Genomic DNA, 16,233 nt, shown 5'->3' on the forward strand with positions numbered 1-16,233 from the left:
TCGTTATCCTTGGCATCCAGAATCGGTATTATACAGCCCGCATGATGCCCGACCAGCAAGGAGCTTGCATGTCCTCTTATCGGATTAACGCCCTCACCACGTGGGCTGCCCAACAAAACGGCCTTTCCAAGGCCGATATTACGCTTTCATCCGCCGTGGGCGATGCAAGTTTCCGGCGTTATTTTCGCCTCACATTACCCGGCGGCTCCACCCAGGTAGTAATGGATGCCCCGCCTGAACAGGAGGACTCACACCCTTTTGTCGCCATCGCCCAACGCTGGCACAGCGCAGGCTTGGCGGTGCCCAAGGTGCATGCCGCCAACTTGGCGGACGGCTTCCTGCTGCTTGATGACCTGGGCAACACACCGCTACAAAACTTGTTTACCGACGACGCTACCACACAGATGTATCATGCGCAGGCCCTAACGCTCATCGCCGAGCTGCAAAACCGCGCCAGCCCCGAATCATTGCCCGCTTATGATAGGGCGCTGCTTGGTCGAGAGCTCGATCTGTTTCCCGAATGGTGCCTGGGTGCTTGGCTGAAGCTATCGCCACCCGAAAGCTGGCAACCCCTGCGCGAGCAGCTTATTCAGCAAGCGCTGGCTCAGCCGGTGGTCAGTGTGCACCGCGATTTCGATGCTATGAACCTGATGGTACACGACCAGCGTTTATTCATGATCGACTTTCAGGACGCGGTGGCAGGCCCGCTAAGCTACGACCTTATCTCATTGTTGCGGGGGCGCTACTGCCGCTTTAGCGATGAGGAGTTTAGCGACTTCGTCAGCGCATTTTATCAGCAGGCCCGCCGTGATGGTCGTCTTCCCGGCCGGGTCGATTTTGCCACCTTCCTAATCCAGTGCCATGCCATGGCCGCTCAGCGCTCGCTGAAAGTGCTGGGCATATTTTGCCGTTTAACGCTACGCGATCAAAAAAGTGGCTATCTTGAGCGCTTGCCGCACTTTTTGGATCATCTGGAGGATAGTCTTTCGTTCCTGACCGAGCAGACTGATTTCACTGAGTGGGTCACGCTCACCTTTCGCCCCGCCCTCATGAAACGACTAGCGGAAATGGCGCAATGAAAGCAATGATCCTAGCCGCAGGGCTCGGCAAGCGGATGCGACCGCTCACGGACCACTGCCCCAAGCCCCTGCTACCCGTCGCGGGTAAGCCGCTCATCGTGCATCATCTGACGCGTCTTCACGAAGCAGGTATTCATGAAGTCGTCATTAATGTCAGCTACCGTGCCGAGCAGATTATTGATGCCCTAGGTAATGGCGATGCCTTTGGGCTGCGTATCCATTGGAGCCGGGAAACAGAGCCTTTGGAAACCGGTGGCGGTATTCAGCAAGCCCTACCGTTGCTGGGAGAAGCGCCCTTTCTACTCATCAACGGCGATGTTTGGTGCGAAGCGTTGCCCAACGTACAAGCGCTGCAAGGCGATGATTTAGCGCATTTGGTACTGGTAGATAATCCTTCTCACCACCCCGACGGCGATTTTGGGCTAGCGGGAGAACGCGTTAATCAAACCAGCAATGAGCGGTTAACCTATGCGGGCATTAGTGTGATTCACCCAGCGTTGTTAGCTGGGCAGCCTCAGGGTGCCTTTGCATTAGCGCCACTGCTTAGGGCCGCCATTGATAACCAACGGGTGAGCGGTGAGCATTACACAGGGCAGTGGGTCGATGTGGGCACGCCTGAACGGCTAGCGGCGTTGGAAAGCCAGCTTCAATTCCCACGACAGCGCGGGAAGGACTAGTCGATGCATCCAGACTATTTACGTGTGGCAATCGCTGATACGCCCCTCGTAGCGGTCTATGGCACGCTGAAGCAGGGGTTCAACAACGCCCACTGGTTAAACGGCGCCAGGCGACTGGGGAGCGACACCACCCGCGCCCTCACGCTCTACGATATCGGCTCCTACCCCGGTGCTAAGTGGCAACCGTCCAAAGGCGTTAGCATAGAGGTTTATGAGGTTAACATTGGCCAACTGGCCCAGCTAGACCAGTTGGAGGACTACCGTATCAACGCCCCTGCGCAGGGCGAGTATGACCGCCAGCAAATAGCCACCCGTTTTGGTCGTGCCTGGGTCTATCTTTACAATCCGGAAGTGGCGGATAAGCAAGCCATTTGCGAAGGCGGTTGGGAGATGCCCTACACTGACCATGATTAATAATGCCGGTGATGAAAAACAGGGGCGTTGAGAAGAGCCCCTGAGAAGAGGCGCGCAGGCCAAGAAATGTTATGCTGCGCGACTTACCTTTCGTCGCCTAGATGAGGAGAGCCGCGTGAAAGCACGGGTAAAATGGACAGAAGGCCGTCAATTTGTGGCGGAATCAGGTAGCGGGCACAGCGTTGTCATCGACGGTCCGCCCGACCACGGTGGCCGCAATACAGGGCCCCGCCCCATGGAAATGCTATTGATGGGCATGGGCAGTTGCACCGCTTTTGACATCTTGAACATTCTCGATAAAGCGCGTGCCAATGTCACCGACTGCGTCGCTGAACTTGACGCTGAACGCGCTGATGAAGTGCCCGCCGTCTTTACCAAGATCCACGTTCATTTCGTAGTGACTGGGCATGCATTGAAAGAGAAGCAGGTTCAGCGCGCCGTTGAACTCTCTGCTGAAAAGTACTGCAGCGCGTCGATCATGCTGGTTAATGGCGGCGTAGAGATCACTCACTCTTTTGAGATTATCGAGGCTTGAGCGGCTGTTTGCACGGGCAGCGCTTGGCTCCCTCGACTAGCGCCGCCGCTTGCCCAACCGCGGCGGCAAAAAAAGTAGTTCAGTCGGATGCAAGCAATCGCCTTGACGGGCATAATACGCCCGCTTGTTTTACCTTCACCTGTGCTGTCACCGCCCTGCTTTATCGGGTGGGGTTACACCACAGCAATGGTGGCAACGTCTTATCGGTTCCGGCGCTGGCTCGTCGGGGTGTCTTCACCTGCCATAAGGAGGCTCGGATATGACAGATAATCTCCGACTCCACGGGTTTAACAACCTGACAAGCTCTTTGAGCTTCAACATTTACGACATTTGTTACGCCAAAACCGAAGAGCAGCGTGCGGCTTATATCGACTATATTGATGAGCTCTACAACGCCGAACGTTTGACGCAGATTCTGAAAGACGTCACCAACATTATCGGCGCTCATGTGCTGAATATCGCCCGCCAGGACTATGAGCCCCACGGCGCCAGCGTGACGATTCTGATTGCCGAGCATGAGTTGGATGACGCCGCGCCTGAGCAGATTAAGCCGGGCCCCGGCCCACTGCCAGAAACGGTGGTTGGGCATTTAGATAAGAGTCACGTTACGGTGCACAGCTACCCTGAGTCGCACCCTGACAACGGCATCAGCACCTTCCGTCTCGATATCGATGTCTCGACCTGTGGTCATATCAGCCCGCTTAAAGCGCTGAACTACCTGATCCACAGCTTCGACTCCGACATCGTCACCATGGATTATCGGGTACGCGGCTTTACCCGTGACGTAGACGGCAAGAAGCTGTTTATCGATCATGGCATTACCTCCATCCAAGACTACCTTGCTGACGATACCAAGCATGCGTATCAGATGATGGATGTAAACGTGTATCAGGAAAACATGTTCCATACCAAGATGCTGCTCAAAGATTTCGAGCTGGAAAATTATCTGTTCGGTACGTCCCGGCGCGATATTACCTTTGAAGAAGCGCGTGACATTGAGAGCCGTTTGCGTAAAGAGATGCTAGAGATTTTCTACTCCCGCAACTTGGATTAAGCGACGCATCTGAATGCCAAAAGCCAGCTAACGCTGGCTTTTTTTGTGGCGCTTATATGGGATCAATAAACGCTGGGCTCGCCTTCGGGGCGGGTTTTAAAGCGTCTATGCAGCCACAAATATTGCTCTGGGTGCTTGCGAATGGCCTGCTCAATAAATTGATTGACCTTGGTCGCATCGGCAACCTCGTCATTGCTCGGAAACCCTTCTAACGCTGGCAGGCTTTCGATGGTGTACGTCGCATTATCGGGGTTGCGGTGAAACATCATCGGCACCACCGACGCGCCAGTCATACGCGCAAGCTTGGCCGTTAAGCGAATCGTCGCCGCCTGCTGACCAAACAACGGTGCAAACACACTCACATCGCGGCCAAAATCCTGATCTGGCGAGTACCACACCATCCGGCCTGCCTTAAGCTGCCGTACCGCTCCACGCAGGTCGTAACGGTCAATCGCAACACCAAAATTACGCTTTCTAGCGCGGGTCATAAAACGCTCAAACAGCGGGTTATTATGCGGGCGATAGACCGCGTCAGCAGAGAAAAATAGCGCATGGATAGCACCGCCTAAATCGAGCGACGAGAAGTGAACACCGATAATGATCACCCCTTTGCCGCGCGCCTGAGCGCGGGCCATGTGCTCTTCGCCAATATAAGCAACCCGATGGCGCAAGCCTTCACCATTACGACACCAGCCCGTCGCGGTTTCGATGAGACCAATGCCATTAGCGATGAATGACTCTTTGACGAGTTGCCGCTGTTGTTCGGCGCTCTTTTCGGGAAAGCACAGCGCTATATTGGTGTCGGTAATGCGCCGCCGCCGCTTGGCAAAGCGCCATGCGAGCAACCCAAGCCCTTTGCCAATACTCATTTTTAACCGCCAGGGCAGCCAGGCGGCAACATACATGGCACCAATCCCGAGCCAAGTGGGCCAGTAACGCGGGTGGGCAAACGAACGTGGATAACGTGATTTTGACATAAAAAACAACCGTTTAATCAGAACGCCCATGATAACGCCGAGGTGCCCGGGGCAGTACCCCTGTCAGCAGGGTATAGCTGATCGTATCGCAGTAACGGGCCACTTCATCCACCGGCAGTACCTCGCCGTTGCTGGCGCTACCCCATAATACGACTTCGCTGCCAATGGCGGCATCGGGCACGTCTGTTACATCCACCGTGAGCATATCCATAGAGACTTTACCGGCAATCGCGCAGCGTTGGCCGTTTACCAGCACTGGCGTACCATCGCGGGCATGGCGGTCATAGCCGTCACCATAGCCGCAGGCAACCACGGCAATGTGTGAACGCCGCTGCGCACGCCAACGCCCGCTGTAGCCCACGGGCTCGCCCGCTTCTAGCTCTCGCAGGGCGATAACTTCAGAGCGCAGGGTCATCACTGGCTTCAGTTGCCGGGTGATGTCATTGGCGACTTCTAAGGGGTCGCTGCCGTAGAGCATGACGCCTGGCCGGTTCCAGTCACCATGCGCCACCGGCCACGCCAGGGTCGCAGGTGAGTTAGCCAGGCATAGCGGCGCCTCTAGTTCACTGGCCAGCCCCTGGAGCCGTGCCATTTGCTGATTGAAATAACGGCTATCCTGAGCATCGGCAGTGGCAAAATGGCTCATCAGGTGCAGCGAAGCCACACTCGGCGCAGCAAGAAGCTGGCGCCAGATAGCAGCGGCCTCTTCAATGGCGAAGCCTAGGCGGTGCATGCCGGAGTCGACTTTTAACCATACCGGGATGGGCTGGCGTGGCGTGGCCGCCAACAGTGCATCAACCTGCCACTGGCTATGCACCGCGATCCAGAAACCGTGGGTGTCCACCAGCGCCAGCTCATCAGCACTGAAGATGCCTTCAAGCAGCACGATAGGTGTCGTAATGCCACCTTGACGCAACGCGAGAGCCTCTTCGATACAGGCGACGGCAAACGCAGGAGCATGGGCCTCCAGCGCCTGAGCGCACGCTAGCGCGCCATGGCCGTAAGCATCAGCTTTGATAACGGCCACTGAGCGGCTTTGTGGCGCACAGCGGCACGCCAATTGATAGTTGTGACGCAGCGCGTCCAGATCAATATCGGCCACAAGGGGGCGCATAGGTTTTCTCACTTACTTGATTCAGCAATAAATGCTTATTAACAAAAAATGTCAGCGATAAAAAACCGAGCAAGCACCTATAGGTACTTGCTCGGCTTAGAGGGAAGGCGCGTTTAATAATCACCTTTGTTGCGCTTCAAACACTTAAGTTTCAAACAAAGCTTCTAACGAGAGACCCTGTTTTTCCAGCGAACGACGCAGCTTTTTCAGCGCTTCGACTTGAATCTGACGTACCCGCTCACGGGTCAAACCAATTTCGGCACCGACTTCTTCAAGAGTGGCGGATTCGTGACCCCGTAAGCCAAAGCGGCGCACGACAACTTCACGCTGTTTTTCGCTCAGTTCATCAAGCCAAAGATCAACGTGCTCTTTGACATCGCCATCCACAAGACGCGCTTCAGGCCCCTGCACCTCATCGTCGGTCAACGTATCGATCAGCGGCTTATCGCTCTCACCGCCCATCGGGTAGTCGACTGACGATACGCGCTCATTGAGGCCGAGCATCTTTTTGACCACCTCGACCGGCTTGTCCAGGTGCTCGGCGATCTCTTCAGCAGTGGCCTCATGGTCAAACTTCTGGGTCAATTCGCGCGCCGCGCGCAGGTAGATATTGAGCTCTTTGACCACATGAATCGGCAAACGGATCGTCCGCGTTTGATTCATCAACGCACGCTCAATGGTTTGTCGAATCCACCAAGTGGCATACGTTGAAAAACGAAACCCCCGTTCGGGATCAAACTTTTCAACGGCGCGGATCAAGCCCAAATTACCTTCTTCGATCAAATCCAGCAGCGTTAAGCCGCGGTTAAGGTAGCGGCGGGCAATCTTTACCACTAGCCGTAAATTGGACTCAATCATCCGTGAGCGCCCCAGCGGGTCGCCCTTACGCGCTAAGCGGCCGTAATATACTTCCTCTTCTGGCGTTAATAGTGGCGAAAAGCCGATTTCGTTGAGGTAGATTTGCGTTGCATCCAAGCTTTGGGTCGATTGTCGATCCTCACGCCCTAGCGCTTTTTCAAAAGCATCTTCTTCTACCGCAATGTCATCATCGGTATTATCAAGTGCCTCCTCAGCAGCCTCCAGGTCAACCTCCTGTAGATCTTTCTCCAACATACTCATGGCCTTACCCCCGTGTTTCGCCTACCCGCCATTTAGAAAGTCAAAGGGGTGCGCTCTAAGGCGCACACCATATTATTATGTGACAATTGTTATATGACGCTCGAATACAGCGATTCGGGCAACTTTCAAGTTAAACGCTGGCCTCCCACGCTACCGTTGAGTGCATTAGCGGGAAGGCAGGAAGTCCATGGGATCTTGAGGCTGGCCGTCACGGCGAACCTCGAAGTGCAATCGGACATTTTCTGCATCGCTATCCCCCATCGTCGCAATCACTTCACCAGCTTCTACCACGTCATTTTCACTGACCCGCAAGCTGTCGTTATGCGCATACGCACTCAGGAATTGGTCGTTGTGCTTGAGAAGGATGAGGTTGCCATAACCCCTGACGCCGCTGCCCGCATAAACCACAATACCAGGGCCAGCCGCTTTAACAGGTTGCCCCTTTTCACCGGTGATATCAATCCCGGCAGTGATGCTATCGCCTTGTCCAAATTCCCCAACGACGTTGCCATCGGTCGGCCACTGCCAATTAATCGTTTCAGCGGGCGTATAGGTACGCGAAGAGCGATCAACGCTGGTACTTTGTGTAGCAGGGGCAGCTGCAGGCTCGGGTTCTGATACTGGCTGCGGTTCAGGTTCTGACGCTGGCTCAGGTTCAGGCTGAGCGGCAGGCTCAGGGTCGGCAGCTGCGACCACTTCAGGCTCAGGCGTGGAGGCAGAGGTATTACTGCTAGGCGAAGAATCAGCCACTTGTTCCGCAGCCTCTACGGCATCGCGTTCAGCGGTTAGGCGCTGGTTACGTTGGATCGCGGATTCGTCGGGCAAAAGCCAGTCGAGTTCCTGGTCATCACTTGCTACAGAAGCTGCTTGCGGGTTCAGCCCGGTCGCCACGGCGCCACCACCACTGGTGTTATTAGCAGTTGGCTGGCTACTGGCGGCTGATGACGTTGAGGCACCTTCGCGCAGAGCGATGGTTTGCCCTGGCCGAATTTGGTACGGCGCGTCAATATTGTTCATTGCCGCCAACTGGCGATAATCCAAATTGTGCTGCCATGCGATGCCATACAGCGTGTCGCCTGCTTTAACAGTGTACTGGGGTGAGTTTTCCACCGCTTGGCGTGCTTGGCTTAAATCACGCACTTGGGGGCTTCCAACTTGTTGGCTGGCACAGCCAGCAATTGCTAATGCCAGCGCCGACATCATCAGTACTTTAAGACTATAACCTTTACGCATATAAACCTTACTCCTTTTCAGCGCCAAGCTTGGTATCGATGGGCCGACGATCCGCGTGCCGGTTGAGTAACACAACAATCAGTGCCCCCAAGGCCATTAGCGCGACAACGCCAGCTACTTGTGCCGAGGCACCGGTCAATACGGCATAGTCAGCGGGCAACAAATAACGATGCTCCAAAGGGATCATTTGCCCTTCTGGCCCTATTTGATAGCGTAACAGTTCACGCCATGGCCAGAGAACCGGTAACGAACCGACAATAAACCCCAGCAGCAGTTGCATGGTCGAGGTGTGGTGGCGTCGTAGCAGCCAGGACAACAAGCGTGAAAACAACGCTAAACCCACCACGCAGCCCATTCCAAACAGAATAATAATGCCCAGATCAAAGCTGCGAATTGCCCCCATGATGGTGCCGTAGAGCCCCATTGTCAGCAATAGAAAGCTGCCTGATACCCCTGGCAGTAGCATGGCGCTGATGGCAATGCATCCTGCCACCATCACTACCAACGCCTCGTTGCCCAGCAGCAGCACCAGCGGCATCATGCCTGGCAACGCTTGGGCTAGCACTAACCCCACCAACAACGGCAGCAGATACCAGAGTTTCCAGCCGCTACTCGCCTGCCCGACCACCAGTGCGGAGGCCGCCACAAGGCCAAAAAAGAACCCGTCCAACAGCAGTGGATGCGCTTCCATCAACCATAGTGCTAAATGCGCAACGCTAAATAGGCTAACCGCAACACCCGCCAATAGCGGCACCAGAAAGGCTAGATTCAGATGGAGACTCAGGGCTTTCCAACCACCTTGACGCCATACACCAATCGCACTTGGGCCAAATTGCTTGATGGTGTTAATCAGCTCTTCATAAATACCGCTAATAAACGCAATCGTACCTCCCGACACACCGGGTACCGCATCGGCGGCGCCCATCCCTGCGCCACGTAAAAATATTCCCAAGGGTTGCCGCTTCAATCCACTACTCCTTGCAGTAAAGGTACAAAACGTACGGGCTCAAGCCGCCGTTTTTCAAAGGCACTGCCGATGCGCTTTACCTGAGTAAGCCACTGGCTGCCATCGGGATCTTCCAAGGGGGCGATCAGCACCCCGTCGTTACTCAATTGTTCTAGTAGCGATGTGGGCAGTGTATGAGCGCAGGCGGTTAGCAAAATAACATCAAACGGTGCCACTTCAGGCCAACCATAGCCTCCATCCGCCACTGCTAGCGTGGCGGGGGCCGTAAGCCGCCGTAACCGCTCGGCCGCACGCTCGTGCAACGCACCAATGCGCTCAATGGAGTAGAGCTCTTCTACCAAGCGCGACAATATTAACGTTTGATAGCCAGACCCGGTGCCCAGTTCCAATACCCGGCGTGGCCCGGCGCGCAGCACAAGCTCGGTCATCCGCGCCACAATGAACGGCTGCGATAACGTTTGGCCAAAGCCAATCGGTAAGGCGGTATCTTCATAGGCGCGATGCGCCAGCGCCTCATCCACAAACAAATGACGCGGTTCACTGGCCATGACCTTCAGCACGCGAGCATCGTTGATGCCTTGCTGCATGAGGCGCTCGACCATTCGGTCGCGGGTACGCTGGGAGGTCATGCCGCGACCGCGCAGCTCAGCAGGGGAGATATCAGGCAAAAACATCCAACCAATCCTGCACATCGTTAAGCGCGGGGTGGCGCGTCAGGTCTGTTTGTAACGGTGTAATCGATACAAAGCCCGCTTCAACAGCGGCAAAATCGGTATCTTCACCATCATCGGCATTGGCTGCTACCGGCGCAATCCAATAGCGGGTACGCCCTCGCGGGTCTTTTACCGGCAACGGTTTTTCAGCTGGCCCGCGGTACCCCAGGCGGGTAACTTTAACGCCTTTAATCTCTTCCCAGGGTACATCAGGGACATTGACGTTAAGCAGCGTACGCGGCGGTAGCGAGAGTTGATCCGCAGCGCCAATCAACGTGGCAGCCACTCTTCCGGCGGTAGCGAAGTGGCGCTCGCCGCATAGTGACATGGCAATCGCGGTCATGCCTAGGTTGCGCCCTTCCATCGCCGCCGCAACGGTGCCGGAATAGAGCACATCGTCGCCCAGGTTACTGCCGTGGTTAATCCCTGAGATCACTAAATCAGGCTTTTCATCCCATACACCGTGAACGCCTAAATAGACGCAGTCGGCAGGGGTACCATCAACGCTATAAAAGCCGTTATCAAGCGCCGTTAATGAGAGCGGCCGTGACAAGGTAAGCGAATTACTGGCACCGCTGCGGTCTCGATCAGGCGCCACCACGCGCATATTGGCGTGCGACAGCAGCGCATCGTGTAGCGCACGCAACCCAGGCGCGTAAACACCGTCATCATTTGAAAGCAGTAGTCGCCGCATAGTGGCTCTCCCTTTTTATATGTACAAGAGTCATTAGCGCCAGCGTCATGAGCACACAGCATAAACGCGAAAGGTAACAACTCCTATCCATCACTTTTAGCAAACTTTTTAACGTCTTATAGCTATTCTGACGACTGACGTGACGCCGCCCACCGCTATCCACCCATCTCTATCAGCTCACCAAGCACAGCGGTAGCAAAGCTACCGCGAGGCAACGAAAAAGAAAGCCGTACGGCGTCAGCTTCCCAAGTAAGCTGTGGTTCCAGCAGCCGCATCCGCAGCGCACGGCGTGCCTGCTTAACCCCGCTGCGCTCCAAACCACTACACAAGCCGGGATACTGCTGCTGCAAATACGTTTCATAGCTAGCAGCGTCACCCTGACCGGCTTCGCCAACGCCCCAGAGCACCCCCGTTGGATGCACATCCAGCGCCATGGCGCGGGACTGAAGCGTCGCATCGGTGGCGTCAATATGAAACACGCTTTGAGTGCCATCCAACATTAAGGTGTCGCCCGCCAAGGGTTGCGTCCAAGTGCCATCCGCAATGCGAGTGCTGAGCAGTTCGTTAAACAAAAAGCTGCGCGCGGTAGAAAGCATCATACCTTGACGGTCGTCCCGTTTACGCCAACCTCTGTTAAGTAGTGCTTCTGCGCGCTGAAGATTATGCCCTTCGTGACCAAAGCGCTGGGGGCCGAAATAGTTGGGCACACCAGTCTGACAAAGCGCTTCCCAGCGGCTGATAAAATCGTCGCTTGCTATGGCCTCACCGCTCAGGCGTAAGACAAACCGATTAGTACGGTGAACCCCGCGCTTAAGCTTACGCGGGTGGCGCGCCTGCTCAACCACCGTGATGCCCTGGGCATTAAGCGATTGCTCTAAGTCAGGCGGCGCATCGCGCCCTGGCAGATGCACGCTCAGCCACTGGCGGGTCACGGCAATACGATCCTTCATCCCGGAGTAACCAATATCACGGGGCGTTACGTCACAAAGCCGACTTAATAACTTAACCACCTCTAACGTGGATTGGTTGCGTTTTTCAACTCGCAACCACAGGTGTTCCCCGTGCGCCTCGGGAGTAAAATCAAGCTGCTCGTCAACCCAGAAATCTTCCGGCTGAGCACGATACTGACCGGCTTTAGGCGGGCCAAACAGAGGGTCTAAGCTGCACTGCCAGACAGGCATATTAATCATTAAGCGCCTCTGCACGGTCTAGTAGCACCACTGCCTCCGCGGCGATGCCTTCACCGCGCCCGGTGAAACCTAATCGTTCAGTAGTGGTGGCTTTAACATTGACTTGACCAAGCGCGACACCTAGGTCGGCGGCAATAACTTCCCGCATTGCCTCGATATGCGGCGCCATTTTAGGCGCTTGCGCCATTAGCGTGGCGTCCAGATTGACCACGCCATAGCCCTGGCCCTGAACAAGTGTGACCACATGGCGCAACAGTTCGCGGCTATCAGCCCCCGCCCACGTTGGGTCGGTATCGGGAAAATGGCGGCCAATATCGCCCAGCGCACAGGCACCTAACAGCGCATCGCTCACAGCGTGCAGCAGCACATCGCCATCGGAGTGCGCCACGAAGCCATGGTCAAACGGCAGCTTAACGCCACCGATCATCAGGTGATCACCGGGGCCGAAACGGTGGACATCGAATCCGTGGCCAATACGCATTACTAAGCTCCTAATGATTAAAGCCTGTCAGGCAGGTTAGCGGCTTGCGCCGCCATAATCGCAGCTGCCAGCGCTAAGTCGTCTGGGTGGGTAATTTTCAGGTTATCGCGCCGCCCGCTTACTAATTGCGGCCATTCGCCCAGGGCTTCGACTGCCGAGGCTTCATCGGTTACCAGTGTTTGCTGCTGGCGGGCGGTTTCCAGCGCACGCCGCAGTAGCGCGTAACGAAAACCTTGGGGCGTTAGCGCATGCCATAAGCCATCCCGAGGTTCGGTTCGCGAACTCAGGCGCTGGTTATCGGCACGCTTCATGGTATCGGCTACCGGCATCGCCAAGAGCGCGCCAGCGGGGTGTGTCGACGCGGCTTGATAGAGCGCCTGCAGGTCGTTCACAGTAATACAGGGACGCGCCACATCATGCACCATCACTACATCATCACCCTCAGCCGCCATGGCGTGCAGCGCATTTAACACGCTGTCCATTCGCTCGTTGCCACCTGGCACTCGCTGCCAGTCCGCAAAAGGTACCCAGCCCGGTGAAAACCAGCGGTCATCAGCATCTAAACAGAGTACCAAGCGGGCGTGGGGAAAGGCGTGATGCAGCCGAGCCAAGGTATGCGCCAACACCGGCTGTTCATCGGCCAAGGTTAAATACTGTTTAGGCTTGTCTGCCCCCATGCGGCGACCTTGGCCCGCCGCAGGAACGATTAGCCAGGTTTGGCTCACTGTGCCGGCTCCTGGGGAGCGACCAGACCCGCATTAATACCGATCAGCTCATTCTCAATTGCCACACCAGGCACCCAGAAAAATTGTTCATCGGTACGCACCATGCCCATATCGCTACGCGCCCGTTCCTCTATGGCGTCTAAACCGTTTTTTAAATCCGTCACTTCGGCCGCCAGCCGCGCATTGCGCTCGCGCATGGGCACATTGGCCGCTTCTTGCACCGCCACACGTTGCTCCACACGCTGTAAATCGCTCCAGCCGCCGTTACCTAGCCACAATTCGTATTGAAGCAGTGCCACCACCGCGAGCAATGTTATCACTAGCCATTTGCGCATCATTGCTCTCCCTTGGTATATGGCTGGGTTTATTAAAAGCACTGGCTGAATCAACCTCTGCGCTGATCCGCTAAAGAGCGCTTATCGGCGCGCATTATGCCATTAAGGGGCAACACCAGCGAGCCGCGCCTTACTTTAATGTCGGTTTTAATAGCAGTTTTAATATCGGTTTTAATGTCGACTTAAATGACGGCGTAAATGATCGTTAAAATCACTGCTTAAATGGCAGCGCTTGATGGGCCGCTTCGCGATAGGCGCTGACATGCTCGCCCTCTTCCTGGCAAAACTGAGCGACACCGGCAGCAAGCCCCGGATGGCGAATATAGTGCAGCGAGCGCACTCGTTGAGGGGCAAAGCCACGCACCAGCTTGTGCTCACCCTGGGTGCCTGGATCAAACAGCGTTAAGCCATGCTGCAAACAGTACTCAATCCCCTGGTAGTAGCAAGCCTCAAAGTGGAGACAGTCAGCGACGACCTCGCTTCCCCAATAGCGGCCATATAATGTGCTACTGCCACGAAAATAGAGCGCTGCGGCTACCGGGCGGCCTTCACTATGGGCCTGTACCAGCACTAGCGCGTCCGGCATGGTTTGGCGTAGTTGTTCAAAAAAATCATGGTTTAAATAAGGCGGACGGCCACGCTCATGGTAGGTAATCGCATAGCAGCGATAGAAATGCGCCATATCGGCGGGGGTAATCGCTTCGCCTTCCAGGCGCGATACCGTTAAACCTTGCTCAGCAACCAAGCGCCGCTCGCGCTTGATCATTTTGCGTCGCTTTGAGGTCAGGCTGGCCAAGAATCCATCAAAGTCGCCAAAGCCACGATCCCGCCACTGAAACTGAACGCCTTCGCGGGTGATAAGCTCGGGGCACTGTGCCTGCCAAGCGGTGACATCCGCTTCATTGGCAAACAGCAAATGCCAACTTGAAAGGGCTTGGCTTGTGCACTGTTCACGCCATGCCTCGGCAAGAAGCGCTCGCACTGCCGTGGCATCGGCGTGCTCAGCGATCAGCGTGCGCACGCCGGGTACCGGTGTGAACGGCACCGCGCTAAGCGCTTTAGGGTAATAACGACCACCGGCGTGTTCTAACGCTTCCGCCCAGCCCCAATCAAACACATACTCACCGTAGGAGTGATGCTTGCGGTACATAGGCATCGCCGCGACTAGCTGCTCGCCTTGCCATACACTCAGATGACATGGCTCCCAGCCGGTAGCCACACTGACCGAGCCGCTGGCTTCAAGTGCGTGTAAAAAAGCATGGCGTAAAAAGGGCTGATCGTTATCGACGAGTGCATCCCACTGGCTTGCCGCGACGGCCCCAATGGTGGGTAGAATAGTGAGCGACAGTGGATCTAACGGCATAGCACCTTCCAGGGAGTGTGGGGCTAACGCAATATAAATTACCAGCACCACTTTACACTAACTGACTGCATTAACCGTTTACATTAATCATTGTCGTCAGCCGTTTATACCGACTATCTATTCCGACATTGATACCCACGCTTATCACTCGCGCCGATAGCGGCGTACAAGGAGAGGCCATGAAGCGCGACCTAACGGGTGACTTCCAAACGCAGCGTCATGCTGCCGATCAAATGCCCTACCCGACGCTAACGGTGCGACGTGAACGACTGGCCCGCCTTGCGCGCATGACCAAGCATCACCAACTAGAGATTATCCGTGCGATTCAAACCGATTTTGGTCAGCGCAGCGACGTGGAAATACGCATAGCCGAGATCAGCGCGGTACTTCATGCCATTCGTCACGCAAGACTCAATCTATGGCGCTGGATGCGCCCTTGGGCGGTCAGTATGCCCTGGCGGCTACTGCCGGCACGGGCTCGCATTGCGCCTCAGCCACTGGGCGTTGTCGGCGTGATATCACCCTGGAACTACCCATGGTGTTTGTCGTTAATGCCGGTGGTTGACGCCTTTGCAGCGGGTAATAGGGTGTTACTCAAACCTAGCAAGCACTCCCCCGCTACCAGCGCCCTACTGAAGCGATTAGTACCGCAATATTTTACCCCTGAAGAGTTCAACGTGGTGGAGGGCGATGAGGAGGTTGCGCGTCGTTTTAGCGGCTTACCGTTTGATCACTTGATATTCACTGGCTCTACCGCGGTGGGACGGCAAGTCGCCCAAGCGACGGCGGCGAATTTAACCCCAACCACGCTGGAACTGGGCGGTAAATCGCCCGCTATCGTCGCGGGCGATGCCGACCTGGATCAAGCGGCCGCAGCGATTATTTTCGGCAAAGGCATGAACGGCGGGCAAACCTGTATTGCCCCTGACTATGTGCTGGTAGAGAGTCGCCATATTAGCGGCTTGGTTAAGGCGTTAAGCCACGCCATTCAACAGCAGCGACCCGACGACCACGCAGCCACGTCTCCTATTGATGCAGCTCATCAACAGCGGCAGGAGGCCATGCTCCAAGAAGCCCACGATCATGGCTGTAGAATCGTTGATCACGGCCCACATGCGCCTGCACTGATTATCGACCCCCATCAAGACCTTCAGGTGATGCGTGAAGAAACGTTTAACCGCTGCCTACCGGTGATTGGCGTCAGTGATATATCGGCAGCTATCAACGTTGTGAATGCCCGCCCCCACCCATTAGCGCTTTACGCATTTACTCACGATAAAGGTTTACAGCAACAGCTGCTGGAAACCACTCGTTCTGGGGCACTGGTGTTTAATACAACGCTGCTGCATCACGCAGTGCCATCTTTACCTTTTGGTGGTGTAGGAGAGAGTGGCATGGGCGCCTATCACGGCCGCCACGGCTTTGAGCGATTTAGTCATTTACGTAGTGTTTTTTATCAATCAAAACGCACACCCAGCCACATGTTTTATCCGCCTTACCGGCGCTGGCTAATGAAACTGATTGGGCTTGGTTAAAGCTTACGGGTTAATGTCCGATATTTAG

At 55.6% G+C, this 16,233-nt stretch carries 18 protein-coding genes; 6 read left to right on the top strand and 12 right to left on the bottom strand.

Going from position 1 to position 16,233, the window contains the following annotated elements:
- Positions 1-68: 68 nt before the first annotated feature.
- From Q3Y66_RS14650 to speD, 5 genes are all read left to right on the top strand, one after another.
- The gene (locus Q3Y66_RS14650) at positions 69-1,079 is read left to right on the top strand and encodes an aminoglycoside phosphotransferase family protein (RefSeq protein WP_008956335.1); all 1,011 of its coding nucleotides are present in this window, start codon (positions 69-71) and stop codon (positions 1,077-1,079) included.
- Entirely contained in the window at positions 1,076-1,756 is a 681-nt protein-coding gene (gene murU, locus Q3Y66_RS14655; protein ID WP_008956334.1) for an N-acetylmuramate alpha-1-phosphate uridylyltransferase MurU, read from the top strand. Before Q3Y66_RS14650 ends, murU begins: the two co-directional genes overlap by 4 nt.
- Before the next feature lie 3 nt (positions 1,757-1,759).
- A complete protein-coding gene (locus Q3Y66_RS14660) occupies positions 1,760-2,170 on the top strand; it encodes a gamma-glutamylcyclotransferase (RefSeq protein ID WP_008956333.1) in 411 nt (136 codons plus the stop codon).
- A 115-nt stretch (positions 2,171-2,285) separates the two neighbouring features.
- Complete coding sequence (locus tag Q3Y66_RS14665) at positions 2,286-2,705, top strand: OsmC family protein (protein ID WP_008956332.1); 420 nt, start codon at positions 2,286-2,288, stop codon at positions 2,703-2,705.
- 259 nt (positions 2,706-2,964) lie between these two features.
- Positions 2,965-3,759 (top strand): adenosylmethionine decarboxylase, encoded by a 795-nt coding sequence (speD, locus tag Q3Y66_RS14670; RefSeq protein ID WP_008956331.1) that lies wholly within the window; start codon positions 2,965-2,967, stop codon positions 3,757-3,759.
- A gap of 62 nt (positions 3,760-3,821) precedes the next feature.
- On the opposite strand, the gene lpxL is transcribed toward speD, so the two are convergent.
- From lpxL to Q3Y66_RS14730, 12 genes are all read right to left on the bottom strand, one after another.
- A complete protein-coding gene (gene lpxL / locus Q3Y66_RS14675; protein ID WP_035586136.1) occupies positions 3,822-4,736 on the bottom strand; it encodes an LpxL/LpxP family Kdo(2)-lipid IV(A) lauroyl/palmitoleoyl acyltransferase in 915 nt (304 codons plus the stop codon).
- A gap of 13 nt (positions 4,737-4,749) precedes the next feature.
- A complete protein-coding gene (gene alr, locus Q3Y66_RS14680; RefSeq protein ID WP_008956329.1) occupies positions 4,750-5,850 on the bottom strand; it encodes an alanine racemase in 1,101 nt (366 codons plus the stop codon).
- 144 nt (positions 5,851-5,994) lie between these two features.
- Entirely contained in the window at positions 5,995-6,969 is a 975-nt protein-coding gene (gene rpoS, locus Q3Y66_RS14685) for an RNA polymerase sigma factor RpoS (RefSeq protein WP_035558949.1), read from the bottom strand.
- Positions 6,970-7,134: 165 nt separating this feature from the next.
- Positions 7,135-8,202 carry a peptidoglycan DD-metalloendopeptidase family protein gene (locus Q3Y66_RS14690; protein ID WP_008956327.1) on the bottom strand — a complete coding sequence of 356 codons (1,068 nt, stop codon included), beginning with the start codon at positions 8,200-8,202 and terminating at the stop codon, positions 7,135-7,137.
- Between the two features lie 7 nt (positions 8,203-8,209).
- Positions 8,210-9,169 carry a DUF368 domain-containing protein gene (locus Q3Y66_RS14695; protein ID WP_008956326.1) on the bottom strand — a complete coding sequence of 320 codons (960 nt, stop codon included), beginning with the start codon at positions 9,167-9,169 and terminating at the stop codon, positions 8,210-8,212.
- Positions 9,166-9,843 carry a protein-L-isoaspartate(D-aspartate) O-methyltransferase gene (locus Q3Y66_RS14700; protein WP_008956325.1) on the bottom strand — a complete coding sequence of 226 codons (678 nt, stop codon included), beginning with the start codon at positions 9,841-9,843 and terminating at the stop codon, positions 9,166-9,168. Before Q3Y66_RS14700 ends, Q3Y66_RS14695 begins: the two co-directional genes overlap by 4 nt.
- Positions 9,830-10,576, bottom strand: coding sequence for a 5'/3'-nucleotidase SurE (surE, locus tag Q3Y66_RS14705; RefSeq protein ID WP_008956324.1), 747 nt, complete (start codon positions 10,574-10,576; stop codon positions 9,830-9,832). The genes Q3Y66_RS14700 and surE overlap by 14 nt, the downstream gene beginning before the upstream one ends.
- Before the next feature lie 155 nt (positions 10,577-10,731).
- A complete protein-coding gene (gene truD, locus Q3Y66_RS14710; protein WP_008956323.1) occupies positions 10,732-11,766 on the bottom strand; it encodes a tRNA pseudouridine(13) synthase TruD in 1,035 nt (344 codons plus the stop codon).
- Entirely contained in the window at positions 11,759-12,247 is a 489-nt protein-coding gene (gene ispF / locus Q3Y66_RS14715) for a 2-C-methyl-D-erythritol 2,4-cyclodiphosphate synthase (RefSeq protein ID WP_008956322.1), read from the bottom strand. The genes truD and ispF overlap by 8 nt, the downstream gene beginning before the upstream one ends.
- A 17-nt stretch (positions 12,248-12,264) precedes the next feature.
- Positions 12,265-12,972 carry a 2-C-methyl-D-erythritol 4-phosphate cytidylyltransferase gene (gene ispD / locus Q3Y66_RS14720; RefSeq protein WP_008956321.1) on the bottom strand — a complete coding sequence of 236 codons (708 nt, stop codon included), beginning with the start codon at positions 12,970-12,972 and terminating at the stop codon, positions 12,265-12,267.
- Positions 12,969-13,307 (bottom strand): cell division protein FtsB, encoded by a 339-nt coding sequence (gene ftsB, locus Q3Y66_RS14725; protein WP_008956320.1) that lies wholly within the window; start codon positions 13,305-13,307, stop codon positions 12,969-12,971. Before ftsB ends, ispD begins: the two co-directional genes overlap by 4 nt.
- Before the next feature lie 211 nt (positions 13,308-13,518).
- On the bottom strand, positions 13,519-14,670 hold the full coding sequence (locus tag Q3Y66_RS14730) for a GNAT family N-acetyltransferase (protein WP_035586127.1): 1,152 nt from the start codon (positions 14,668-14,670) through the stop codon (positions 13,519-13,521).
- Positions 14,671-14,849: 179 nt separating this feature from the next.
- On the opposite strand from Q3Y66_RS14730, the gene Q3Y66_RS14735 reads away from it, so the two are divergent.
- On the top strand, positions 14,850-16,205 hold the full coding sequence (locus Q3Y66_RS14735; protein WP_008956318.1) for an aldehyde dehydrogenase family protein: 1,356 nt from the start codon (positions 14,850-14,852) through the stop codon (positions 16,203-16,205).
- Positions 16,206-16,233: the final 28 nt, after the last annotated feature.

Origin of the sequence: Halomonas sp. HAL1 (assembly GCF_030544485.1) — a bacterium.
GTDB lineage: Bacteria > Pseudomonadota > Gammaproteobacteria > Pseudomonadales > Halomonadaceae > Vreelandella > Vreelandella arctica.